This is a genomic window from Povalibacter sp., assembly GCF_036735925.1.
Taxonomy (GTDB): domain Bacteria; phylum Pseudomonadota; class Gammaproteobacteria; order Steroidobacterales; family Steroidobacteraceae; genus Steroidobacter.
This window is the reverse complement of sequence record NZ_DAINNK010000008.1, coordinates 38,012-61,076: the sequence shown is the minus strand read 5'-3', so window position 1 is coordinate 61,076 and position 23,065 is coordinate 38,012. Positions and strand designations below refer to the sequence as shown.

Here is a 23,065-nt window from a genome sequence, read left to right as displayed (position 1 = left end):
TACTCATCGGCGTTCAAGCTGCCGCGTTCTCACCTGGAGTCCAGAACACCCGTGCCCCGCGAAAAAAGCAGAACCCCGCACAGCAACCGCCAGGGAATCCAGGTCATCGCACGCGCCGCGGCAGTGCTCCGCGCCTTGGAGGATGAGCCGGAAGGATTGAGTCTCGGACAGCTGGCTCAACGCGTGAATCTCGCCCGCTCCACCGTACAACGCATCGTCGCAGCGCTTGCGGACGAGCACTTGTTGATCGCTGCCGCACCCTCTGCGGGAGTCAAGCTCGGACCGGCACTGGTACGTCTGGCTTCATCCGCGAACGTCGACATCGATCAACTCGTCCGGCCCGCGCTGTCCAGGCTCTCGAAGGCACTCAAGGAAACGGTGGATCTTTCGCAGTTGAAAGGTAGCGGCGCCATTTTCATCGATCAGATCCCGGGGGAGCATCGACTCCGGGCCGTGTCCGCCATAGGCGAAAGTTTTCCGCTTCATTGCACGGCGAACGGCAAGGCACTTCTGAGCCTGTTGCCGGATGAGAAGTGGACGAAGCTGATCGGCAGATCGCTACGAGCGCACACCGCACACACCATCACCGATATCGATACGCTCCACCAACAGATCCAGGAATGCCGACGCACTCACATCACGTACGATCGGGAGGAGCACACAGAAGGCATTGCGGCGGTGGGCACCGCGTTTCTCGATCCGATCGGGCGTCCGCTCGCGATCTCGATTCCCGTCCCGACGACTCGCTTCGGCAGGATCGAAACGAAACTCGTCACCGAACTGCGCCGGACACGCAAGGAAATCGAGGCCCTGCTGGGCCGTTGAGCGTCCACCGGCGAGGCACTTGCGCGGTTGTCACCTGCGCGGACGGGCGGTCAGGTTGCTCGCAACCAAAGCCTGCCGGATGGCCTCGGCGGCGGTGGACAGTTGCTGGTCGTTGCGCTTCATCAAGCCTACAGCCTTGCGGATCGCAGGCCGGATCAACTGCACGCTCTTCGCCCCCAACGCCGTCATCTGTTCCTTGCACAAACTGGGCACGGCGCTGACGCCGAGACCCGAGGCGACGAACTGCCCGGCCGTAACGAGCTGGTGGCACTCGAGTCCGACCCGTAGCTTCATGTTGCTGGCTGCGAGCGATCTCTCCAGCAACTGCCTGACGGTGGACGGTCTCTGCAAGGCGATGAAGTTGTTGCCCAGCAATTGCGTCCACGACACCGAACGCAAATCGGCCAGTGGCGATCGGGCAGGCACGATCGCCACGAACCGATCCATGAACAGCTGCTGGAAATCGAGCTGATTCGATCCTTCCGGCTCGAAGCCGAAGCCAAGTTCCACCCGCCCGGTGGCCACCATGCGCACGACGTCTTCGTGAATCACGTCATGCACCGTCACCTCGATATTCGGAAAGCGCCGGCGAAATTCTTCCAGGATCCGTGGCAGCACGTTGCCGGCAAAGGACGGCATGGCCGCGATGGTCACGTGCCCGCGCTGCAACGTGAAGTGTTGACGCGAGCGCTGGCGAACGTTGTCCCAATCGGCCAGCAGCTGAACTGCCTGGGGTAACAGCGCTGCACCCTCCGGCGTCAACCTGACCTGCCGTGTCGTGCGCGACAACAACCGTCCGCCCAGGGAATCCTCCAGACTCCTGATCGCCAGACTCAGCGCTGGCTGCGACATGTGCAGCCGTTCGCAAGCCCGCGCGAAACTCAGCGTTTGTGCGACGGCGACGAAGGCCGAGAGTTGACGGGGCGTCATGGATTCATTTGCCGGGTAAAACAATCAACAGATTTTTCAAACTTAACAAGCGAAACGCCGCCGGCCAAGCTTCGTCGTCGGAACAACGGAGACACGCGGTGGCAGGCTTCGACAAGCGGGTCGACAGTTACGAGGCGGCCCTGGCCGGCCTCACGGACAACATGACGGTGATTGCCGGTGGCTTCGGTCTGTGCGGCATTCCGGAGAATCTCATCGCCCAGATCCGCCGCCTCGGAGTGAAGGGACTGACGGTCGTCTCCAACAACTGCGGCGTCGATGACTTCGGCCTGGGCGTCCTGCTCAAGGATCGCCAGATTCGAAAGATGATTGCCTCCTACGTGGGAGAGAACGCCGAGTTCGAGCGACAGCTGCTGTCTGGAGAACTGGAAGTCGAACTGACTCCGCAGGGCACACTCGCCGAGAAGATCCGCGCTGGCGGTGCAGGCATCCCCGCCTTCTTCACCGCCACCGGCTACGGCACGCCAGTCGGCGAGAACAAGGAAGTGCGCGAGTTCAACGGCCGCAGATACATTCTGGAACAGTCGATCACTGCCGACTTCGCGATCGTGAAGGGATGGAAGGCAGACTGGTACGGCAACGTCGTCTACCGCCACACCGCACAGAACTTCAATCCTGCGGCAGCGACCGCCGGCCGCATCACCGTCGTCGAAGTCGAAGAGATCGTCCCGCCGGGTCAGCTCGAGCCCAGCCAGATCCACACGCCGGGCATCTATGTCGACCGGCTGATCCAGGGCCGTTTCGAAAAGCGTATCGAGAAGCGCACCACGCGTGCTGCCTGAGGTTCCCCTATGGCACTGACCAGAGAACAGATGGCGGAACGCGTCGCTCGTGAACTGCGCGATGGTTTCTACGTGAATCTCGGCATCGGCATTCCGACGCTGGTCGCAAACTACGTCCCGAAGGGGATGGAGGTGATGCTGCAGTCGGAGAATGGGCTGCTCGGCATGGGCCCCTTCCCCGCTGACAGCGAAGTCGATGCCGACATGATCAACGCCGGCAAGCAGACGGTGACCGCGCGCGTCGGTGCGTCGGTCTTCTCCAGCGTCGAATCGTTCGCGATGATTCGCGGCGGTCACGTCGACCTGACCGTGCTCGGCGCCTTCGAAGTGGACGTCCAGGGAAACATCGCCTCATGGATGGTGCCCGGCAAGCTGGTCAAGGGCATGGGCGGCGCCATGGACCTGGTCGCCGGCGCCGAAAACATCATCGTGACGATGATGCACGCCTCGAAGGATGGCGAGTCGAAGCTGCTCGATCGTTGCAGCCTGCCGCTCACGGGCTGCGCCTGCATCAAGCGCGTGCTCACCGACCTCGCCTACGTCGAGATTGCCGACGGCGCCTTCCATCTCAGGGAGCGCGCACCCGGGGTGAGCGTCGACGAGATCCGCGCGAAGACCGCCGGTCGCCTGGTCGTTCCGGCCCTGGTACCGGAAATGAAGTTCTGAAGTTCCGGCGAGGCCGTAGCCTGCAGCCATCCCATTCGATTCTGCCGCGCCAGTCCACCTCGAAGCCGCCAACCCGCCAGCCGGGCAGAAGAGCGGCCCGGGACAGGCCGGACCCGCTCCATGCGTCGACACCGTGGTAAGGTGTCAAATTGGCAGCATAGAGCTAATTCGACAGCTAATATCTCCAACCGGGATCACTGACTCCAACCGCCTCGTTCATTGGCGCGGTCAGCATTTTTTTGATGAATCACCAGCAAGCAACAGCAAACAGCATATGAAGGAACCACGTCATTCGGAGCGAGGTCTGTTAATCACGGAGATCGTCCTGGAGTACTTCCGAACCAATGGTCGATTGATTGCGTGGGGCGATGCGATAACCAAGGACATCGGGCTCACCAGCGCGCGATGGCAGGTGATGGCCGCCATCGCCGCAATGCCCCACGACGTCACGGTCTCGATCATTGCCCGCCTGATGGGCCTGCAGCGCCAGAGCGTGCAACGGGTGGTCGATCTGCTGGCGGCCGATAAATATGTGGAACTCGAGGAGAATCCGCACCACAAGAAGGCGAAGGTGGTCAAGCTCACGCCGGCGGGCGCACAGCTATACAAGGAAGTGATGCGCCGCGAGATCAAGTGGGCCAACTCGATTGCGATCTCGCTGAAAGAACACGACCTGGAGGCGATACTGAAATTCATGCGCCACCTTCGCGCGAAGATTGGCGACGCAGGCCCCACGATCCCGCCCGCCGCACCGTCCGCCCCCGAACGGCGAAAGCCCCGCTGAGCTCGACGACATCGAAACCGCCGATCGACGGGTCGGTCATCGGCGGTCAGAGATCCAGCACCAGCCGCTTGCAGCCCGCTTTGGCGCGCGAGACGCACGGGGTGAACTGATCGTTGGCCCGGTGCTCGTCGTCAGTGAGGAACACGTCCCGGTGTTCGATGTCGCCCTCCAGCACGCGAACCAGGCAGGTGCCGCAGACTCCCTGCTCGCACGAGGTGGGCACCTCGAAGCCGTTCCTGGCCAGCACCGTCGTGACAGCCTCGTCCTTCTGCACCCGCAGCGTGGTGCCGGTGGAAGCGATGGTGACGTCGAACGATCCATCTGCGCTGGTATCCACCGCCGCGGCGGCGAAGTACTCGCGGTGGATGTGGTCCTCGGCCCAGGCGAGCTTGCGGGCGCAGTTGATCACCCAGTCCATGAAGCCGTTGGGCCCGCAGACGAACAGGTGTTTGCCGGCGGCAGGCGCGCCCAGCGCCCGGTCGATGTCGAGCTTCTGCGACGCCTCGCCATCGTCGAAGTGGAAGGCGGCGCGATCGGCAAAGGCCGAGGCTTCGATGCGGGACTTGAAGGCGGTGCGCGACGGCGAACGGCTGCAGTAGTGCAGCTCGAAGCTGGCGCCCGTCTGGCTCAGGCGCTCGGCCATGCACAGCACCGGGGTGATGCCGATTCCACCGCCCAGCAGTATGGCGTGCTCGCTGGGCACCAGTTCGAAATGGTTGCGGGGCTCGCTGATCTGGATCGTATCGCCTTCGTGCACGAGGGTATGCACGGCCTGTGAGCCGCCGCGGGAGGCTGGATCTTTGAGCACGGCCACGAGGTAGCTGTGGCGCTCGGTGGGCGGGTTGCACAGCGAGTACTGGCGCACCAGGCCATTGGGCAGGTGCAGATCGATGTGGGAGCCGGCAGAGAATGGCGGAAGAGCGCGGCCTTGCGGGTCGACCAGTTCGAGGCTGCAGATGTCGTCTGCCTCGTGCCGTTTGCGGCGGACGCAGACCTGGAGCAGCGGAATTGCCGATGCGGATGAAGAGACAGCCATCGCGGATGATGAGATCGATGAGATTGTTGAAGTCGTTCGGAGAGATCCTGGCCGCGCGTTCGCCGCCAGGATCAGGCCCACCTCGGAGCGAGCGACATGTCACTCGATCTTTCGTTCTTCATTCCCGCCCTTGGGAAGCAGACCGGCCGGTCGCTGCCAGTTGCGAAGCGGACGCCCTTCCTGCAGGGCGGTGAGCTCTTCGACCCACAGCTTCCGCAAGGCGACGATGGCGACGTCGGATGCACCCAGGAACTCCACGCCCTTGCGGCGATCCGGAATCACGCCCTGGCCCACCTGGCACACCTCGTCCTGCGCCAGCGGCACGTGGTGGCACAGCTTCGGGATGTCGTCGTACGGGACCTTGCCCTCCATCACTTTGCGGGCGACCTCGTGCCCTTCTTCGTCGGAGTCGCTGAAGTCATGCCACCGCTTCACGTACTCGGGACTCGGCTCACCATCGAGAAAGACGGCAATGGTGTGAACCTGCAGGTGACTGTAGTCATCCACGGGGACGCGCCAGCCCGCGAACAATTGCCAGGCCGTGTCTTCTGCCTTGTAGTTCTTCTCGCCTGCCCGCTTGATGTTGTTGGGCTCCACCATGAACGCTCCCGCATTGGGCATGCCGAACAAGGTCTCGCGACGCCGGCCGTCCGGCGTGGTGGCCACATTGCGCAGTCCCCAGTCGGTGCGCTCGACGGACAACTTCGGCAGCATCTCCAGATTCAAGGCCTCGAACGCCGAGGAGCGATGCGTGAACCAGACGTGGCCTTCGTCCTGGAAGTTCTCGACGTTGTTGAAGTAGTTGCAGCCTCGCGTGTCGATGGCCGCGACGTTGAACTTGGCCTTTTCCCATTCCGGGAATCGCGGGAACTCCGGCGGCTCGCCCTCTCCCAGATAGATGAAGATGAGTCCGAGATATTCCTGGGTGGGATAGCCGCCGATGCGAACGTTCTTGCAGAAACCGCGGCCCTCCAACGGCTGCTGAACGCACTGTCCGGTGCCGTCATACATCCACCCGTGATACGGGCAGCGGATGTTGTCGCCCTCGACCCACCCCGCGCTCAGCATCACGCCGCGATGGGCGCACCGGTTGTCGACGCAATGGACCTTGCCCTCCTGGCTTCGATACAGCGCCAGCTTCTGGCTCATGATCACCAGCGGCACGGAGCGCCCGGGTTCGAGCTTGCGCGCGACATACACCGGCTGCCAGAACTTGCGCAGGTACTGCCCCGCCAGGGTACCGGGGCCGGTTCTGATGTAGTCGACGGGCGTGCCATCGGGAAGACCCGTCACGATTTCATTGTTCAACACCATCTCTGTTCCCCCTCGTTCGATTGAGTTGTTTCACTGCTGGGCGGCCACTTCATCGGCCAATCGCTGCGCCCGCGCGGCATCTCGCCCCGCAACTCCCACGGCGCCCAGACATTGCCCGTTCGAAAAAATCGGGCAGCCGCCAGCCATCGGGATCATGTGTTTGCCGATGCTCCGCAGGACTTCTGCAGGAATGGGCGGTGCACTTCCCGTCAGTGCCTCGGTCCTGATTTGCAGCGCGGCCGCGGTGAGCGCCACGCCTTCCGCCAGTCGCACGGCGGCCGGCGGCGCGCCATCCATTCGATCGATCGTGATGACATGGCCATATCGATCGGCCACCACGACGGCCACGGGCTCGCCGCGTTCGCTCACGAGTTCGATGACACGGTTGGCCAGCTGCACCGCGCCATCGAGCACGGGCTGGCGGGTTGCCGGCGGCACCTCGCGCAGGGCATCTCCCTTCAGGGAGGCATCGGGGGGTGCGCCGTACGCTTCCTGCCAACGGACTTTGTCGTCGCCATGCTCGGGACGGTAACCACCGCCCACGGCGTAGCTGATGATCAAGTCCTCGAGGTTGGCGGGTTGGCCGTCGATCAGAAACTCCTCGGGGTTCACGCCGGGAAGCTTCACGAAAGGACCGATGCCGACACCCGATGCGACGGCGCCAATGGCCACCTGGCCACGCAGCAGCGGGACTGCGCCGGCGCCAGGAAACGGCTGGACGCGCATCAACTGCTGATACGCGGCGAAAATCTGCGGCGGGAACTTCATCATGCGGCCGGCAAAGGTCGAACCCGGCTCGCCGAGCACCGCGCAAGCCAGGGTCTTGCCCCGCACGATGTCCAGCGCAGCTCCGCCGGTGCCATCCATGCGGCGAGCCACGACGGGCTCGCCCGACAGATCGGCCACGACGAAAGTACCCGCCTGCCGCAACGCCTCTGTCTTGGCGACGGCTCTCATCACCACACTGCGCGCCTCGCCCAATGTGATCAGGTCGTCTCGGATCATATCCCCTCCAATTCGATTGCAATCATTTTTGATTGCATATCGATTTGGAGTCAAGCAAAACACGCAAGCCAAGGCTGAATACTTGCGTTGCTCAGATTTTCTCAAGAATCACAATTGATCTCGATCGGATTTTTGCGAGAATGGCAATTCTCGCGGGCGACACGGGCAGAGGGTTTCGAATGAAAGCCGGCAAACGCATGGCAACGCAGACTTCGGCGGCAGCCGAAGGCCCAACGCGCGGCACGGGGCTTCGCGAACGGCGCAAGAATGAAAAGCTGGATGCCATCAAACGAGCGGCGCGACAGCTGTTTGCAACACATGGTTTTCACATGACCCCCATGCGAGAGATCGCGCGGGTGGCCGATGTCGGCTTTGGCACGGTGGCAGCCTACGCATCCGACAAGGCCGGCCTGGCCGCCATGTTGTTCGTCGACGATCTCACTCATCTGCCACCGCTGTTCGTGGCACCCATCAAGCCTGACCGGCCGGTGCTGGACCAGTTGATGGACGATTTCTCCGTCAGCTTCCAGTTCTGGGCGAGCAAACCCGAACTCAGCCAGATCGTTCTGCCGATGCTCAACACCTCGGGCAATCCCCATGTCCAGACCATCATGGAACGCCGCGCGCACCTGCGGCAGTGCCTGATCCAATGGCTGGATCGCGCCAAGGAGTTGCGGCGCATGAAGAGCGACTTCGATTCCGAACAGGCCGCTGAGTTGTTCTTCTCTCTCTATATCCATTCGCTGCACGAGTGGCTCAGTGCCGACCTGGCCGATCACACGCTGGGACTCGACCGGCTGCGTTATCTGCTGGAGATACCCGTGCGGCAGCTCGAACTGTAGGACCGTCATCTCCCCCGCTCCACGCTCGTACATTCACAGACGGGCCGCGGCGCGTACCTTTCCATGACATCGCAGAAGTACGCGGCAGCCGGTGTCAGCGGCAGGTCCGGGCGACGGACCATGACGATGGGTGGCGCGGGCAGGTGTTCCTGCAGCCGGAAGCTTGTCAGCCCGTCACGGGTCAAAGGGAACTCGGCCCACTGCAGCGGCAACAGTGCCAGCAGGTCGCTCGAAGTCAGCGCCACGATCATCGACAGCGCCGACTGCGCCTGCAGAACCACCGAGGGCGACTTCAAGCCATGCGACTTGAACACCGCCTGCAGATCTTCTTCGGCCTTGTAGTCGACGGCGGTGGTGGCCCAGTCGGCGTCCTGCAGATCCTCGAGCGACCGTGTCGCCGCCAGCGGATGCCCTTTGCGTGCGATCACTGTGCGGGTGTTCTCGAAGAGCACGGTGGTGAGCAGTCCCGGAACCGCGGATGCGTGCGGAGCGGCGCCCAGATAGAAGTCCAGGGTGCCGTCGCGCAGCCGGGCCTCCAGCTCCGGGAACAGTCCTTCCACCAGCTGGAGCTTCACGCGAGGGTAACGCCGGCGGAACTGCGGCAGCGCCTGCGGCAGCATGCTGACGTGCGGCACGATCGACAGCCCCGCGGTGAGGTGTCCCTCATCGGCACCTTGCGCCTGAGCAAGCTCGTCGCCCGCGCGCCGCAGTTCGTTGACGATCGAACTGGCGCGCTGATGGAACAGCCGTCCCAAGGCAGTCAGGCTCATCCCGCGCGATTCGCGATCGAACAACACCACGCCCAGTTCACGCTCCAGCGCACGCACGCTCTTGGACAACGCCGCTTGCGGCGTATCCAGTTCGCGCGCGGCCGCGCGCAGGCTGCCATGGTCGACGATGGCCACCATGTTCTGCAGTTGGTTCAGCTTCATGACGGGTTTCCAAACGGATAACGCTCGGCAAATCTTCGCCACTTACGAGGCATGCGAGCCGTGCCTACATTCCCCGATGGGACATCCGAACGAAACCCAACGCGGAGAGACGACATGACAGGCAACAGAGGCGTGGTTTACGTCGCGCGAGGCAAGGTGGAAGTACGCAACATTCCCACACCGCAACTGGTCGACCCGCGCGGCCGCAAGGCCGATCACGGCGTGATCCTGAAGGTGATCACCACGAACATCTGCGGCTCCGACCAGCACATGGTCCGCGGCCGCACGACGGCGCCTGCAGGCCTGGTACTGGGGCATGAGATCACCGGCGAAGTCATCGAAGCCGGACGCGACGTGCAATCGCTCGCGGTGGGTGACTGGGTGTCGGTGCCCTTCAACGTGGCGTGCGGCCGCTGCCGTTCCTGCAAGGAACAGCACACCGGGGTGTGCCTCACCGTGAACCCGTCGCGCGCCGGCGGTGCGTACGGCTACGTGGACATGGGCGGATGGGTCGGCGGGCAAGCCGAGTACGTGATGATTCCGTATGCCGATTTCAATCTGCTGAAGTTCCCCGACCGCGACCGCGCCAGAGCCAGGATCCGCGATCTGACGTGTCTGTCGGACATTCTGCCGACGGGTTATCACGGCGCCGTGACCGCGGGCGTCGGACCTGGCAGCACCGTCTACATTGCAGGCGCTGGTCCGGTGGGCCTTGCAGCGGCGGCATCCGCGAGATTGCTCGGCGCCGCGGTGGTGATCGTGGGCGATGTGAATCCGAAGCGGCTCGTGCATGCGAAGTCGGTGGGCTTCGAAGTGGTCGATCTGTCGAAAGACGCCACGCTCGGCGAACAGATTGCGCAAATCCTCCGTGAGCCTGAAGTCGACTGCGCGGTCGATGCAGTGGGCTTCGAGGCGCGCGGGCACGGTCATCACGGCGCGCAACACGAAGCACCGGCCACCGTGCTGAACTCGCTGATGGATGTCACGCGCGCGGCCGGCAGGATCGGCATTCCGGGTCTGTACGTCACCGACGATCCGGGAGCCGTGGATCAGGCTGCGAAGAAAGGCGCGCTGAGCATCCGCTTCGGCCTCGGCTGGGCCAAGTCGCACAGCTTCTTCACCGGCCAGACGCCGGTGATGAAGTACAACCGCGCGCTCATGCAAGCCATCCTGTGGGATCGTATCGATGTGGCAGGCGTGGTCGGCGTGGAAGTCATTTCGCTCGATGACGCGCCCAAGGGCTACGGAGAATTCGATGCGGGTGCACCGAAGAAATTCGTCATCGACCCGCATTCGACGCTTCGGCCGGCTGCCTGATTCGATCGAGAGAAGGCGCCACTGTTGCCGCGGCGAAGTGAGAACGCGGCAACAGGAAGTGCGCCAGCGCAGGCAGCAGCACCAGCGCACCGACCATGTTCCAGATGAACATGAAGGCCAGCAGGATGCCCATGTCGGCCTGGAACTTGATGGGCGACAGCGCCCAGGTGGCCACGCCCACCGCCAGCGTAACGCCGGTCAGCAGCACCACCTTGCCCGTGAAGCGCAGCGCCTGCCGGTAGGCCTGCGACAACGTGTCGCCCGCGCGCATGCGGTTCAGCAGGATGCTCATGACATACAGCGCGTAGTCCACGCCGATGCCCACCCCCAGCGCGATCACTGGCAGCGTCGCCACTTTGACGCCGATGCCCAGACCGACCATCAGCGCCTCGCACAGGATGGAGGTCACGACCAACGGCACCACCGCGCACACCACGGCCCGCCAGCTGCGGAAGGTCAACAGGCACAGCAGAGTCACCGCGCCGTAGACGTAGAACAGCATTTCGCGATTGGCCTGCCTGACCACGATGTTGGTCGCCGCCTCGATGCCGGCGTTGCCCGCGGCCAGCAGGAACTGCACGTCGGCGGTGTCATTGGCTTTCGCGAACTGTTCCACCTTGTCGACCACGCGAGTCAGCGTGTCGGCCTTGTGGTCGGTCAGGAAGGCGTAGACGGTGAGGAGATTGCAGTACTCGTTGTACAGCCCGCGCGGCGCGCCGGCGGTGATCATGTTGGCCACGCTCTGGCTGTTCACCACGTCGTACCACTTCGGATTGCCTTCGTTCAGTCCGATGCTGGCGCCACGGTTCAACCGCGCCAGCGAGTGGGTACTGTCCACCCCGGGCAGCTGGTTCAGTTCCCATTCGAGCTGGTCCACGCTGAGCAGCGTGCCGACGTTGGAGCAGGCCTGGTCGGGCGTTTTGACCATCACCGCCAGGACGTCGGAACTGGCGCCGTAGTGGGCGGTCATGTACGCCGCATCGCGGTTGTAGCGACTGTCGGCTCGCAGCTCCGGGGCGCCGGGATCCAGGTCACCGATCTTCAGATTCAGGCTGGCGATGAAACCGAGTGTCGCCAGCAGCGCGCTGGCGGCGATGGTCCACGTGGCCCAGCGACGCTGGGTGAACAGATCGAGAAAGCGCCACAGTCCGGGCTGTTCGAGGCCCGCCTCTTCGGCCTGCTCCTCGCGCAGGCTTCGCTTGGCGGCCTTCCTGCTGACGCCGATGTAGCTCAGCAGCACCGGCAGCAGAATCAGGTTGGTGAAGATCAGCACGGCGACGCCCAGGCTGGCGACCAGCGCCAGGTCCTGGATGACCTCGATGTTGATGATCCTCAGCACTGCAAAGCCCACCGCGTCGCAGAGCAATGCCATCAGCCCTGCCAGGAACAGGCGGCGGAAGGTGAAGCGCGCGGCCACTACCTTGTGCATGCCGCGGCCCACGTCCTGCATGATGCCGTTCATCTTCTGCGCACCATGGCTCATGCCGATGGCGAACACGAGAAAGGGCACCAGCACCGAGTACGGGTCGAGCTCGTACCCGAGCAACGGCAGCAACCCGAGCTGCCACACCACCGCAATCAGCGAACAGGCGACCACCAGCACGGTCGAGCGCACGCAGCGGGTGTACGCGTACAACATCGCAGTGGTGATCGCGAGCGCAGCGCCGAAGAACAGCAGGATCTGGCGCAGCCCGTCGATCAGGTCGCCAACGACCTTGGCGAAGCCGGTGATGTGGATGTCGACGGCGCCCGTCTCGTGGTACCTGTCGCGGATCTCTTCCAGTTGCTTCGACAACGTGGCGTAGTCCAGCGGCTGGCCGTCGGGCGTATGCGCCAGCAGCGGTACGAAGAGGATGCTGGAGTGCATGTCGCTCGCGACGAGCTGGCCGATCTGCCCCGAGCGCTCGACGTTCCGGCGCAGCTGCTGCATCGATTCCGGCGAACCGGTGTAGTGCTCCGGAATCACCGGGCCGCCTTCCAGGCCCTCCTCCGTCACGCCCACCCAGCGCGTGGACGGTGTCCACAGACTTTTCATGAAGGCGCGATCCACGCCGGGCAGCAGGAACACCTCGTCGTTGATCTGCTGCAGGATCTGCATGTACTGCGCGTCGTAGATGCTCTGCCCCCTGGCCACCACCGCGATGCGCAATGCGTTGCCCAGGCCGCTCAATTCGTCGCGGTACTTCAGATAGTTGACGATGTACGGATGATCGCCCGGGATCATCTTTTCGAAGCTGGCGTTCAGTTGCAGCCGCGTGGCCTGGGAGCCCAGCAATGCCGTGACCAGCAAGCACAGCACGAGCACGATCAGCCGATGATTGAACAGCGCGCGCTCGACCACCGAGCCGGAGCTGCGGTCGAAACTGGCCAGGTCGCCGGACGGCGGGGAGAGGGTTGTGGGAGCGTGCATTGAAAGGGCTCAGGAACCTGAATTCGACAAGCGCATGGCGCCTGCAAAGCTGGCGACCAGCAGGTCACCCTCGGGCGCGACCGCCAGAGCTGTCAGCGGCGGACCGGTTGGCCGCAGCATCGGACGCCACTCGCTGCCATCATCGCTGGTCATCAAGGCACCGGCCTGGTTGATGATGATGAAGCTGCTGCGGGTCGCCGAAGCGGCACCGATGGTGACCGGCATGGGGACTCGCGCCGCAGTCCATGAGTCGCCGCCGTCGGTGGACCGGGATACATGGCCGCGAAGGCCGCCGATCAGCACGACGTCGTCGCGGCCCGTGACGGCGAACCAGCTGCCGTTGTAGGGCGTGGTGAGGCGATGGAAGCTGCGCGCGTCGTCTGTCGAGCGCAGGACCAGGCCCTGCTCGCCAACCAGAAAGACCGCCGATGGTCCTGCATACAGCGCGTTGAGGTGCAACCCTCTGGGATTGTCGACCCGCCCGGCCCATGAGGACCAGGTCGCTCCTCCATCCTCGGTGCCGAAGATCAGTCCATACGCACCGATCACGAAGCCGCGCCGTTCGTTCCAGAAATGCACGCCCAGAAGCGGCTTGTCGGGACCATCGCTCACCAGTTGCCGGGCGAGCGCGATGCGCCTCGCGTCGTCCGACGCCCGAGCCGCGTTCAGCTCGATCTGTGCAGCGGCCCGCCCATCGAGTTGCAGCTTCCAGCGCTTGCCGCCGTCGGTGGAGTGAAGTACGGCGCCGCCGTGACCGACCGCCCAGCCCTGCTGCGGACTGGGAAAGCTCAAGGCAGTCAACGTGACGGACACGGGCACCTGGGCCTGGTGCCATTGCCTGGCGCCGTCATCCGACCACAGCACGATGCCGCGTTCGCCCGCAGCCACCATGCGCTGGCCGGCCACGGCTACGGCCAGCATCACGCCGTGCGCCGCTCGCGGAGCCTGCAGCGCCGCACGTTGCAGAGGATCGTGTCGCGAGTCCGCCGGCACGCCCTGCGCAGTGGCGATCGCCACGCCCCCGATCATCGCGCAGCCGCACAGCAGCGCGGCCGCCAACGTCTTCGTCATCACTTGCCTTCCACAAAAGCTGCCGCCGACCAGGCGACCTGACGGTCTCCGGTTGCGCCGTCAACGGCGCTGCCAGAGCGTTGCTAGTTCTGCGCCTGTTCCTCGGCGATCAGCTTGTCGAGTACGCGACGCGCCCGCACGGCGGGTGCATCGCCCGACAACAACACGGGCTTCAAGGACCAGAACTCGGCATCCCCCATCGCGCGCTGCTGCGCTTCCAGCATCGGCAGATCTTCGTGAGTGAACGGCACGTTGATTCCGTCGACGATCTTCTGGGCCATCTCGTCGCCTTGCGGGCCCATTGCCTTGGGGAAGGAGATGCCGAACCAGTAGTGGGTCGTCGTCGCCGTCTCGGGCGTGAACAGGTGCGGCAGCGGATTCTCGCGCCCTTCGCTGCGCGGCCGGCCGGCGAGTGTCGCGCCCGCCATCAACAGCATGTTGGCAGGCGCGTCCCAGCGCACGTCGAACCAGCGATCCACCGGCGTGCCCTGCGGATAACCGAGCGCGTCATAAAGAAAGGGAGTCATGATCTCGCTGACCGTCTGCCGCATCGAGTACACGGTGTTGCCCTTCTGCTCGATGTTGGTCAAAGCGTGCCTGACCGCTTCGGTGCCCAGCGTGCTCGGGTGGAGAAACTCCACGTGCGACAGATCCATGATGTTGTCGGTCTCGAGCACATAGTTGGCCCTGGCATGCAGGTAGCGCTTGCCGACGTACCAGTGCTCGGGATCGATCAGGGAAAAGTCCGGAATCAGCGCCGCATCGGCTTTCTCGGCCTTGCCCATCCAGATCCACAGGATGCCGTAGCGTTCGACCAGCGGATAGGTACGCACCTTGGCCGCGGGCGGGATACGACCTTCGCCATGCGGGTTGTGCACGCACGCGCCCTGGCCGTCGAAGCGCAGGCCGTGATAGGCGCACTGCACTGCCTTGCCGCCGTCGCAGAGCTTGCCCATGGACAACGGGGCGAATCGATGCGGGCAGCGGTCCTGCAGCGCGTGAGGCACGCCGGCCTCATCACGAAACATCACCACCGCCTGGTCGAGGAAGGTACGAGGCAGCAAAGCGCCGGGCTGGACGTCTTCGGACCAGCCGGCGACATACCAGGTGTTGAGAAGATAAGGCATGGAACGAGTCCCACGTTGGGGTTGAGGATGTCCTGCTGCGCCCTCTGTCGCAGCAGGCGTCTTCATGGATGGCGAACCGCTCATCGCACCGCCTCGGCAGCCAGGGTGTCAGGCTGGAAATTGCTGTCGCTGAACTTCGGCACGAACACCGTTTGCGCGGCTTTACCGTTCATCAGTCCGTTGACGAACCAGGAACCTGACACCAGGTCGTGCATGTCGAAGGTCACAGGCGCGGTGGCCGGTACATCGGGCATCACCAGCGGGTATTGCGTCAGGGTGCGCCAGAGATTGCCGCGCGCATCCCAGCGATCAGCGAGCACGGCAACCCAGGTGTCCTCGTCGAGGTAGTAGCGGCTGCGCGGCATCTGGTGGCGCTGGCCGGGGCGCAACGTGGCTTCCACCACCCATACCCGGTGCAGTTCCCAGCGCACGTGATCAGGGTTGATGAAGTTCTTGCCGATCACGTCGGCATCGCGCTTGGGCACGTTGAGCCGGTTGGTGTTGTACGGGATCAGCTTCTCTTCCTTGCCCACGAGCTTCCAGTCGAAGCGGTCGAGTCGCCCGGAAAACACCAGCTGCTCATCGAAGGTCATGACCCCGGCGGTCTGCGGTGTCGGTGTGTCGCAGCAGGCATTCGGCAGCTTGCGCACGCGGCGCTGTCCCGTCAGATAGACCCAGGCTTCGTCCCGGCTGGAATCGGTGTTGATCTTGTTCATGAAGGCTTCGCCGGCGCGTATCGGCGGACCGGTATTGACGATCTTGGCTTCGAAGTGCACCCCGCCCTGCTTCTCGAAGGCCGCCCGGTCGCCGCCTTCCTGGTAGTAGGGCCGGTTGACGTCGGCCTTGGCATCCACCGTCAGCACCGGCTTGCCGTCGGCGGTGACGAGATAGCCGGTAACGTCCCAGCGATAGGCGGTGCCGTTCCAGTTGAGCACCGCGTTCCACATCGCCTCGGCACCGCTCTTCGGGATCGGGAACGGAATGCCCCCATACGCGCCCGTCAGCACGTCGTTGTTCAAGGCGGCACGGGTCGCGTTGAGCCTGGTGTTCTCGTAGACGAAGGCCGGCGCGGCAGCAGTGCGACGCGTCTGATAGACGTTGATCTTGAAGTCGGGGTACCTCTTGAACATCGCCCTCAGGCCGTCGGTCAACTGCTGGTCGTGCTCGCCGGCATTGGCTGCGGTCACCGTGTACAGCGGCTTGTCGGCCGCGAACGGGTCGGGCCGGCGTCCGACGATCCGGGCGGCGGCGGTGCTGGTGAAGCCGCCGGTCCAGGCGGGGATGGTGCCGGCCTGGTTGCCGGCTGCTTCGGCGCCGAGCGCAGTGAGTTCCTTGCCGAGCTTGGCGGCCTCTTCGCTGGTTACCGCGGCTTGAACGATGAACGGCATCACCGTCATGGCCAGCAGAACGAATTGCTTCTTCATGTGGGGTTCCCTAGTGGTTTTGGTTTGAGCGATCAGAAGGTCACCGCCAGCGACAGCGAGACGAAATCCCGATCGGCGAGCGATTGCTTGTAGGAGAAGGCCTGTCCGCTGCTATCCAGCATGGTTCCCGGCTCGCCGTAGAAATAGGTGTAGCCGAGACCCATGCGCCACTTGTCGAGGTAGCTGAAGTTGAAAGACACATTGATGTCCCCGGAATCGTCGGCGCCGAAGTACGGAATGGCCGAGGAACGCCCATAGGTGTAGCTGCCGGATATCGGGATCGACAGATCGACACCGGACATGACCTGGCGAAACTTCGGCTCGTACTGCACGCGCGCAGCACAGGCGGACCTCGTGCTGTTGGCCGCGACGGGCTGATCGTTGGTCACCTTCTGAGTGCGATTGCACGCGAGCTCGGCGAGTGCGGTGGACTCCTTGACCAGGAAGTTCGGCTCGAAGGCCGTGAGTGTCGACAGATTCAGATGCAGCGTCGTACCACGCGGCACACCCACGCCCGCATAGGCCGGAACGGGATCAGCGGCCAGATAGGCGCCATCACGCACGGACACCTCGCCGGCCCAGCTGGAATTGCCGAAAGCCTTGGCGAAGGAAAACCCATAGGCGTTCACGTCCTTGCCGTAGTAGAGGTAGTACTGCGTCGGCAAGTAGGGCGGGAAGCCGGGGGGCAGACCGGTGGGCGCCGGAGCATCGAGAATGAGTGTCGGCACGCGCTCGTGATAGCGGATCGCGTACAGGCCGAAATCCGTGCCGATGCTTGCAAGGCTGAACCGCAGCTGGGCGCCGCCTTGCCCGGAGTCGCCGGGATCACGATCGGCGGTGCGATCTGCAGACACGCCGGGCGTAAGGAACGGGATCGCCGGAATGAATTGCAGCTGAGATCCGCCGACGTCCAGCATGTCGGAAGTCGAAAAGTAGCTGCCCACGGCGGGCAAGCGTGTCTTCTTCCACTTGACCTGGTAGTAGGCGCCGAGGCTCACCGACGGCGTCAATGTGATCTGTCCGGAGATCTGCCGCACAGGCAGGGCGATGTCGCGAAACTGCACGCCAGGCAACGACGTCGCCTTGATGATGTCGAGCGGCACCATGCCGTAGGCAATGCCGTTGTTGCCGAAGAACAGACTTTCTCCGTACACGAGCGCGTATTGACCGAGCTTCGCGTTGGCCTCAAAGCCTCCGACCTCACCCGTAGCGAAGACGAACGCATCGAGAAGTTCGGCCTTGTTTCCATGCAGCCGTTGCGTCGCGTCCTGAAACTCGTTGCCGGTCGGCCCCGCGCCCTGGCTCGTACCCGGAGAATCGTTGTCGTTCGTCCGCTGGTAGATCTCGTCGTACCAACCCGCACCGCTGAAGCGAATGCCGAATCCATCGAAGATTGCGTCGAACTCGGTGTAGAGATCCGTGCGCACACTCACCAGTCCGCGGGAGAAGTTGCGATCGCCGTCATCCTGGGCTGCAGATGAGCCGCCCGAGACCAGGGCATCGTCGCGATTTCCCGTACGTCCCATGAAGGTCTGCTTCACAGACGTGGTCCAGTTGAACTGCGACACCGCCTGAACGTCGGGCAAAGTGATTTCCTCGAGTTCGTCGCCAGCCGCGAAAGCTCCCAAGGGAAAGAGGGCCGTCAGTGCAAGGACGCGGGATGGGGCTACTGCCCGCGATACCGCCGTGAGAATCCGGACTGCGTGCATTTGGTTCTCCTGTTGTTTCTTGTCACCGGCCGATCGCTGTCGGCGATCAGCCGGCTCCACCCTGTTTATTATCTTGTCATCTTGACAGCATACTGCCTAGATGACACTAGTCTGCCATTCGTTGTTTTTAATTTCCACTGTCGAACTGCCACACCACCGCGCAGTCCGCCGAGAACTCATACACCCGCACGTAAAGTATCAGTTGACTTCACAAGCTGTCATATTGACAGCATATTGACACTCACGTCGAGTTCACTAGAGTGCGCCATCACGCACCCAGACCAAGGAATCGCACTGCATGAAACTGCTTCGTCATGGATCCAGAGGAAACGAAAAGCCCGGAGCCCTCGACGGCCAGGGCCGGATTCGGGACCTGTCGCTGCTGGTCCCCGATTTCACGCCCGACTGGATGGCGCCTCAGAAGATCGCCGCGCTCGCCGCCATCGACCTGACGCGAATGCCGGTCGTGCCGCCGGGCACCCGCCTCGGCACGCCCGTCGCCGGCGTGCGGCAGTTCGTGGCCATCGGCCTGAACTACCGCAAGCACGCGCAAGAGGCAGGCTTTGACATCCCGAAGGAACCGGTGGTGTTCACCAAGGCGGTGACGTCGATCGCCGGACCGAATGACGACGTGGAGTTGCCGGAAGGATCGGAAGCCGGCGACTGGGAGATCGAGCTCGGCTTCGTCATCGGCACGCAGGCAAGGAAGGTGCCGGTCGCGCAAGCGCTCTCGCACGTGGCGGGCTATTGCCTTGCCAACGATGTCTCGGAACGCGACTGGCAGACCAGGCGCAATGGTCAGTGGAGCAAGGGCAAGAGCTTCGATGGCTTCGGCCCGCTCGGTCCGTGGCTCGTGACCACCGACGAACTCCCCGATCCGCAGACCATCGCGCTGGAACTGGCAGTCAACGGCGAAGTGAAGCAGCAGAGCAGCACCGCGGACATGATCTTCCCGGTGGCCGACGTAGTGTCCTATCTCAGCCAGTTCATGACGCTGCTGCCCGGCGACGTGGTGATCACCGGCACGCCCCACGGAGTGGGCCATGGCATGAAACCGACTCCGCAGTTCCTGAAGCGCGGCGATGTGATGACCTTGAACGCCGGGCCTCTCGGCACCCAGCGGCAAAAGGTCGTCTGAAGCGCGGACAGAAAAACCGGATCCCACAACGCGGCGCAGTCCTGTCTGCGCCTGCGCCAGGAAATAAAGCATGGCAACCGTCAACAGCAGCAGCGACCCCCTGGCCATCCACTCGGTCGACGAATTTGTCTTCAGCGTGCCTGACCTGCTTCAGGCGCGTCACTTCTACGCGAGCTTCGGCCTCGACGTGCGCGCGGAAGACAACGGCCTCGCCCTCTACAGCTACGGGCATGCGCACCGCTGGGCGCGCATCGTCCCCGGAAATCACAAGCGTTTGCTTTGGCTGACCATGGGCATCTATGAAAGTGACGTGGCGCGCTTCGAACAGCGGCTGGCAACGCTCGGAGTCGCGCGCATCGCGGCGCCGGAGGGGGCGGACCCGAAAGGTCTGTGGATCGAGGGTCCCGATGGACTGGCCCTGCAACTGCGTGTCGCCGCGAAGTCGTCGCCGTCGCAACCCGCGCCCCGCGACTTCCCGCCGCTCTCCAACAACCGGGGACGTGCGCCCAGCCGCAGCGAGATCGACCGAGTGCACCCGCTATACCTGTCGCACATCCTGCTCTTCAGCGGCAATGTGGATGCGGCCGTCAAATTCTACGAAGACGTGTGCGGACTGCGCCTCTCCGACAAGTCCGGCTCCGTGATCGCCTTCCTGCACACCCCGCACGGCAGCGACCACCACCTGCTCGCGTTCGCTCTGGGCGGCGGACTCGGTCTGCACCACAGCAGCTGGTGCGTCCCCTCCATCGATGCAGTCGGGCTGGGCAGTCAGCAGATGGAGCAGGCAGGCTACGGAGCTGGCTGGGGAGTTGGACGCCACGTGTTGGGCTCAAACTACTTCCGCTACGTGCGCGATCCCTGGGGCAGCTACGCCGAATACTCCTACGACATCGATTTCGTCGAAGCAGGCCACGACTGGCCTGCGGCTGACCATCCGCCGGAAGACTCGCTGTATGTCTGGGGCCCGGCGGTGCCAGCAGACTTCGTGGTCAATCACGAGTTGAGCTCGATTTAGGTCAGCACGTCCCGCCGCATCGCCGGAAGCGAGTCTTCAGAACCGCGCTCGCACACTGAAGGTCGCGCTCCGCGGCGCGCCGTAGGAATGGCTGTAGCTGCTGACGCGGTATTCCTCGTCCAGCACGTTGTTGACGAGCAGGGACAGCGACACCTGCTCGTTCAGCTCGTAGCCCAGATTCACGCCCACGACGACGTAGCTGTCGAGGTTGTCGAAGTCGGGATTGCCGGTACCCCAGCCCGCAACCGCCGCGGTGTCGTCCTGCCAGCGCAGGCTGCCGCCGACGCTCAGTTTCGACAGCGCCTCGGGCCGATACTGGGTGAAGAGCTTGAACTGCTGTTCGGGCTGCTCCGGGTTCAGCACGTCGCCCGCGCTATCTTCATTCTTGAAGCGCGTGTAGCCGGCCTGGATCTGCCAGTTCGGCGTCAGTTCGCCTGCGACTTCGATTTCCCAGCCACGGCCCTCGGTGTGATCTTCGGCGCTGTAGGCCTGATCACCATTCGGGGTCAGGATGGGACCCTCGGCATCCCGCAGCGCGACGCCGAGATTGTTGCGCTTCGATTCGAACACGGCGGCGCTCGCGTTCAGGCGGCCTTCGAACCACGCGCCCTTGAGCCCGAGTTCGTAGGTGTCGCCTTCTTCCGGCTCCAGCAGGTTGCCGCTGACATCCCGCTTCTCCTGCGGCTTGAAAATCTGCGTGTAGCTGGCGTAAGCGGAGAGCGCGTCCGTGAGATCGACGACCACCCCGGCGTAGGGCGTGAATTCGTTGTTGTAGTCGAGATCGCTGTAGACGTAAGAATCATGGTTGGCCGTCGCACGCTCGGCATAGAAGTATTCCCAGTTGGTGATGCGTCCGCCCAGGATCACCGACAGACGATCCATGGGACGCAGCCGCGTGGCGACGTACGCGCCCTCCTGTCGGGTATCGATGTCGTACGGATAGTCTGCTTCCGAACCGGGCATCGCATTCCAGTCAGGATCGGTGTAGCGCAACCGGCCATTGCTCCATGACGCGGACGAGTAACCGAAACCTCTGAAATCATCGTAGACGCTGAGCGGCGCCGCCTGATCGTTGCGATACATGTTGAGACCGACGACCAGATCATGCTCGCGACCGAACAGCCGGTATTTGCCGTCCACCCTGACGTCGACGATATGCGTGTCGTAGTTGAAATCGAGGCTGAGCAGGCGCGCGATGACGGGCGAACCATCCTCTGGAATGGAGTTGACCATGCCGCGGCGCATGTCCGTATTGAACTTGCCGAACCCGTAGGTGAACGTCGCGCTCCAGTCGTCATTGAACCGATGTTCGAGCGTCGCTGACGCGTAGGTACGGTCGCTGTTCAGATAGGACCAGTGCGGCGAAATGTTGGTGGACGTGCTCTTCGGCATCGGCGTGACGCCGTCGTCGAAATAGAAATACGAGCCGTAGTCCTCCGCCCAGGGCGCTCCCTTGCTGTCGGCGGTGCCATGCTCCAGCGTCAGTCGCAGCAACGTGCGCTCGCCGAGGTCCGCCTCGAATGCGCCGTAGAAGACGCTGCGGTCATTGCTGTAGTCGTCGACCCAGGAATCGCCTTGATCATAGGCAGCCACGACGCGTCCGCGCAGGCTGCCCGATGCATTGAGCGGGCCGCCGACGTCGGCCATGAGGCGATAGTGATCCCAGCTGCCCAGCGTGGCTTCGAACGATGTCTGCAGTTCGTGCGTGGGTTTCTTGCGGGTCAGCGCCATGAGCGCACTGGGATCGCCCGCGCCCGTCATCAGGCCCGTCGAACCGCGCACGACCGTGACGGAGTCGTAGATGGCGGTGTCCAGCGAACCGTGGCCGTAGCGCTCGGATTCCGCCAGCGTTTCCCAGGGTACGTTGACGCCGTCGATCTGGTAGCTGTCCACCTCGTAGCCGCGCGCATACATCAGGGTTCGTCCACCGATCGGCGTGCCCCGGGAGTTGTAGTACACGCCCGTCACCTGCTCGGCGATGTCGGCCAGTGAATTGAGGCTCTGCTGATCGATGCGTTCGCGCGTGATCACCGTGACCGACTGCGGCGTCTCGCGCAGCGACAGGTTGAGGCCGGTGGCGGCTGCCACCGGGCCCGGGGTGGTCAGCGACCTCGTGCCTTCAGTGGTGCCCGTCTCCTCCGCGCTCACCACCCTCACCTTCTGCATCGTCTGCTCGGTTGCGGCAGCGGCTGGACTGGCCACCCGCAGTACGTAGGCGCCATCGCCCTGATCGAACGCCTCGAGTCCCGTGCCCTGCAGCAATGCGGACAGCGCGCCGGTGATCGAGTAAGTCCCGGTGAGACCCGGGCTGGTCTTGCCGTCCGTGAGCGACGAGGAAGCAGTGACGCTGACGCCTGACTGGGTGACGAACTGCCCGAGCGTCTGCGTCAGCGGTCCCGCGGGAATCTGGTAGCGCCGGCTTTCCGGAGATGTCTGCGCCTGGGCCGCAGCGGACTGAATGGCTGCGGCCGACACGGCGACCGTCCCTGCTGCGAACAGCAGCGCCCTGATGGTGGATTGCAACACTGTCGCGCGACGCTGATTCTGAAAATACATCGACTGCCCCATGGTTCCGCTCGCACACGCGAGGGTATTTCCGTGCTTGATGCGCGAAAGAACCAAAGGGGACAGCGGCCTGATCCCCTCCTCTGTGGGGCCGGCTTCAGCCGGCGTATTTTCAGAAGTCAGGCTAAAGCCTGACCTACAGAAACCCCATCTTT

19 protein-coding genes are annotated in these 23,065 nt (G+C 63.7%); 8 read left to right on the top strand and 11 right to left on the bottom strand.

What is annotated here, in order from left to right:
* Nucleotides 1–51: 51 nt before the first annotated feature.
* A complete protein-coding gene (locus V7D81_RS04485; protein ID WP_324314790.1) occupies nucleotides 52–825 on the top strand; it encodes an IclR family transcriptional regulator in 774 nt (257 codons plus the stop codon).
* A gap of 30 nt (nucleotides 826–855) precedes the next feature.
* On the opposite strand, the gene V7D81_RS04480 is transcribed toward V7D81_RS04485, so the two are convergent.
* Nucleotides 856–1,755 (bottom strand): LysR family transcriptional regulator, encoded by a 900-nt coding sequence (locus V7D81_RS04480; RefSeq protein WP_324314789.1) that lies wholly within the window; start codon nucleotides 1,753–1,755, stop codon nucleotides 856–858.
* Nucleotides 1,756–1,853: 98 nt separating this feature from the next.
* Here V7D81_RS04480 and V7D81_RS04475 point away from each other — a divergent pair, with 98 nt between their 5' ends.
* From V7D81_RS04475 to V7D81_RS04465, 3 genes are all read left to right on the top strand, one after another.
* Nucleotides 1,854–2,555 (top strand): CoA transferase subunit A, encoded by a 702-nt coding sequence (locus V7D81_RS04475; protein ID WP_324314787.1) that lies wholly within the window; start codon nucleotides 1,854–1,856, stop codon nucleotides 2,553–2,555.
* 9 nt (nucleotides 2,556–2,564) lie between these two features.
* Nucleotides 2,565–3,221, top strand: a complete 657-nt coding sequence (locus V7D81_RS04470; RefSeq protein ID WP_324314786.1) for a 3-oxoacid CoA-transferase subunit B — start codon at nucleotides 2,565–2,567, stop codon at nucleotides 3,219–3,221.
* A 274-nt stretch (nucleotides 3,222–3,495) separates the two neighbouring features.
* Nucleotides 3,496–4,005, top strand: a complete 510-nt coding sequence (locus V7D81_RS04465; RefSeq protein ID WP_324314784.1) for a MarR family winged helix-turn-helix transcriptional regulator — start codon at nucleotides 3,496–3,498, stop codon at nucleotides 4,003–4,005.
* A gap of 46 nt (nucleotides 4,006–4,051) precedes the next feature.
* Here V7D81_RS04465 and V7D81_RS04460 read toward each other — a convergent pair whose 3' ends face one another.
* The 3 genes from V7D81_RS04460 to V7D81_RS04450 form a co-directional block, all read right to left on the bottom strand.
* Entirely contained in the window at nucleotides 4,052–5,041 is a 990-nt protein-coding gene (locus V7D81_RS04460; RefSeq protein WP_324314782.1) for a PDR/VanB family oxidoreductase, read from the bottom strand.
* A gap of 99 nt (nucleotides 5,042–5,140) precedes the next feature.
* Nucleotides 5,141–6,355 carry a Rieske 2Fe-2S domain-containing protein gene (locus V7D81_RS04455; protein WP_324314779.1) on the bottom strand — a complete coding sequence of 405 codons (1,215 nt, stop codon included), beginning with the start codon at nucleotides 6,353–6,355 and terminating at the stop codon, nucleotides 5,141–5,143.
* Between the two features lie 30 nt (nucleotides 6,356–6,385).
* Nucleotides 6,386–7,360, bottom strand: coding sequence for a GlcG/HbpS family heme-binding protein (locus V7D81_RS04450; RefSeq protein ID WP_324314777.1), 975 nt, complete (start codon nucleotides 7,358–7,360; stop codon nucleotides 6,386–6,388).
* A gap of 179 nt (nucleotides 7,361–7,539) precedes the next feature.
* Between V7D81_RS04450 and V7D81_RS04445 the strand changes: the two genes are divergently transcribed.
* A complete protein-coding gene (locus V7D81_RS04445; protein ID WP_324314775.1) occupies nucleotides 7,540–8,202 on the top strand; it encodes a TetR/AcrR family transcriptional regulator in 663 nt (220 codons plus the stop codon).
* Between the two features lie 5 nt (nucleotides 8,203–8,207).
* Here V7D81_RS04445 and V7D81_RS04440 read toward each other — a convergent pair whose 3' ends face one another.
* Nucleotides 8,208–9,134, bottom strand: coding sequence for a LysR substrate-binding domain-containing protein (locus tag V7D81_RS04440; protein ID WP_324314773.1), 927 nt, complete (start codon nucleotides 9,132–9,134; stop codon nucleotides 8,208–8,210).
* A 114-nt stretch (nucleotides 9,135–9,248) separates the two neighbouring features.
* Between V7D81_RS04440 and fdhA the strand changes: the two genes are divergently transcribed.
* Complete coding sequence (fdhA, locus tag V7D81_RS04435) at nucleotides 9,249–10,451, top strand: formaldehyde dehydrogenase, glutathione-independent (protein ID WP_324314771.1); 1,203 nt, start codon at nucleotides 9,249–9,251, stop codon at nucleotides 10,449–10,451.
* Here fdhA and V7D81_RS04430 read toward each other — a convergent pair.
* The 5 genes from V7D81_RS04430 to V7D81_RS04410 all read right to left on the bottom strand — a co-directional run bounded on the left by V7D81_RS04430 (nucleotide 10,414) and on the right by V7D81_RS04410 (nucleotide 18,192).
* The gene (locus V7D81_RS04430) at nucleotides 10,414–12,861 is read right to left on the bottom strand and encodes an efflux RND transporter permease subunit (RefSeq protein WP_324314770.1); all 2,448 of its coding nucleotides are present in this window, start codon (nucleotides 12,859–12,861) and stop codon (nucleotides 10,414–10,416) included. The genes fdhA and V7D81_RS04430 overlap by 38 nt on opposite strands.
* A gap of 9 nt (nucleotides 12,862–12,870) precedes the next feature.
* Nucleotides 12,871–13,932, bottom strand: coding sequence for a WD40/YVTN/BNR-like repeat-containing protein (locus tag V7D81_RS04425; RefSeq protein ID WP_324314769.1), 1,062 nt, complete (start codon nucleotides 13,930–13,932; stop codon nucleotides 12,871–12,873).
* 83 nt (nucleotides 13,933–14,015) lie between these two features.
* A complete protein-coding gene (locus V7D81_RS04420) occupies nucleotides 14,016–15,059 on the bottom strand; it encodes an aromatic ring-hydroxylating dioxygenase subunit alpha (protein ID WP_324314768.1) in 1,044 nt (347 codons plus the stop codon).
* An 80-nt stretch (nucleotides 15,060–15,139) separates the two neighbouring features.
* Nucleotides 15,140–16,456: a DUF1329 domain-containing protein gene (locus V7D81_RS04415; RefSeq protein WP_324314766.1), complete on the bottom strand. Its 1,317-nt coding sequence runs from the start codon at nucleotides 16,454–16,456 to the stop codon at nucleotides 15,140–15,142.
* A gap of 59 nt (nucleotides 16,457–16,515) precedes the next feature.
* On the bottom strand, nucleotides 16,516–18,192 hold the full coding sequence (locus V7D81_RS04410) for a DUF1302 domain-containing protein (protein WP_324314765.1): 1,677 nt from the start codon (nucleotides 18,190–18,192) through the stop codon (nucleotides 16,516–16,518).
* Between the two features lie 298 nt (nucleotides 18,193–18,490).
* Here V7D81_RS04410 and V7D81_RS04405 point away from each other — a divergent pair, with 298 nt between their 5' ends.
* Both V7D81_RS04405 and V7D81_RS04400 read left to right on the top strand, forming a co-directional pair.
* Nucleotides 18,491–19,330, top strand: coding sequence for a fumarylacetoacetate hydrolase family protein (locus V7D81_RS04405; protein ID WP_324314764.1), 840 nt, complete (start codon nucleotides 18,491–18,493; stop codon nucleotides 19,328–19,330).
* 70 nt (nucleotides 19,331–19,400) lie between these two features.
* Nucleotides 19,401–20,345 (top strand): VOC family protein, encoded by a 945-nt coding sequence (locus V7D81_RS04400; protein ID WP_324314763.1) that lies wholly within the window; start codon nucleotides 19,401–19,403, stop codon nucleotides 20,343–20,345.
* 36 nt (nucleotides 20,346–20,381) lie between these two features.
* Here V7D81_RS04400 and V7D81_RS04395 read toward each other — a convergent pair whose 3' ends face one another.
* A complete protein-coding gene (locus V7D81_RS04395; RefSeq protein ID WP_324314762.1) occupies nucleotides 20,382–22,901 on the bottom strand; it encodes a TonB-dependent siderophore receptor in 2,520 nt (839 codons plus the stop codon).
* Between the last annotated feature and the right edge of the window lie 164 nt (nucleotides 22,902–23,065).

What these genes read in the sequence shown, in the direction of transcription:
- V7D81_RS04470 (WP_324314786.1), top strand. Translation starts at nt 2,565, where the DNA reads ATGGCACTGACCAGAGAACAGATGGCGGAACGCGTCGCTCGTGAACTG.
- V7D81_RS04430 (WP_324314770.1), bottom strand. Translation starts at nt 12,861, where the DNA reads ATGCACGCTCCCACAACCCTCTCCCCGCCGTCCGGCGACCTGGCCAGT.
- V7D81_RS04400 (WP_324314763.1), top strand. Translation starts at nt 19,401, where the DNA reads ATGGCAACCGTCAACAGCAGCAGCGACCCCCTGGCCATCCACTCGGTC.
- V7D81_RS04420 (WP_324314768.1), bottom strand. Translation starts at nt 15,059, where the DNA reads ATGCCTTATCTTCTCAACACCTGGTATGTCGCCGGCTGGTCCGAAGAC.
- fdhA (WP_324314771.1), top strand. Translation starts at nt 9,249, where the DNA reads ATGACAGGCAACAGAGGCGTGGTTTACGTCGCGCGAGGCAAGGTGGAA.
- V7D81_RS04460 (WP_324314782.1), bottom strand. Translation starts at nt 5,041, where the DNA reads ATGGCTGTCTCTTCATCCGCATCGGCAATTCCGCTGCTCCAGGTCTGC.
- V7D81_RS04410 (WP_324314765.1), bottom strand. Translation starts at nt 18,192, where the DNA reads ATGCACGCAGTCCGGATTCTCACGGCGGTATCGCGGGCAGTAGCCCCA.
- V7D81_RS04445 (WP_324314775.1), top strand. Translation starts at nt 7,540, where the DNA reads ATGAAAGCCGGCAAACGCATGGCAACGCAGACTTCGGCGGCAGCCGAA.
- V7D81_RS04440 (WP_324314773.1), bottom strand. Translation starts at nt 9,134, where the DNA reads ATGAAGCTGAACCAACTGCAGAACATGGTGGCCATCGTCGACCATGGC.
- V7D81_RS04450 (WP_324314777.1), bottom strand. Translation starts at nt 7,360, where the DNA reads ATGATCCGAGACGACCTGATCACATTGGGCGAGGCGCGCAGTGTGGTG.
- V7D81_RS04480 (WP_324314789.1), bottom strand. Translation starts at nt 1,755, where the DNA reads ATGACGCCCCGTCAACTCTCGGCCTTCGTCGCCGTCGCACAAACGCTG.
- V7D81_RS04405 (WP_324314764.1), top strand. Translation starts at nt 18,491, where the DNA reads ATGAAACTGCTTCGTCATGGATCCAGAGGAAACGAAAAGCCCGGAGCC.
- V7D81_RS04425 (WP_324314769.1), bottom strand. Translation starts at nt 13,932, where the DNA reads ATGACGAAGACGTTGGCGGCCGCGCTGCTGTGCGGCTGCGCGATGATC.
- V7D81_RS04395 (WP_324314762.1), bottom strand. Translation starts at nt 22,901, where the DNA reads ATGTATTTTCAGAATCAGCGTCGCGCGACAGTGTTGCAATCCACCATC.
- V7D81_RS04465 (WP_324314784.1), top strand. Translation starts at nt 3,496, where the DNA reads ATGAAGGAACCACGTCATTCGGAGCGAGGTCTGTTAATCACGGAGATC.
- V7D81_RS04415 (WP_324314766.1), bottom strand. Translation starts at nt 16,456, where the DNA reads ATGACGGTGATGCCGTTCATCGTTCAAGCCGCGGTAACCAGCGAAGAG.
- V7D81_RS04455 (WP_324314779.1), bottom strand. Translation starts at nt 6,355, where the DNA reads ATGGTGTTGAACAATGAAATCGTGACGGGTCTTCCCGATGGCACGCCC.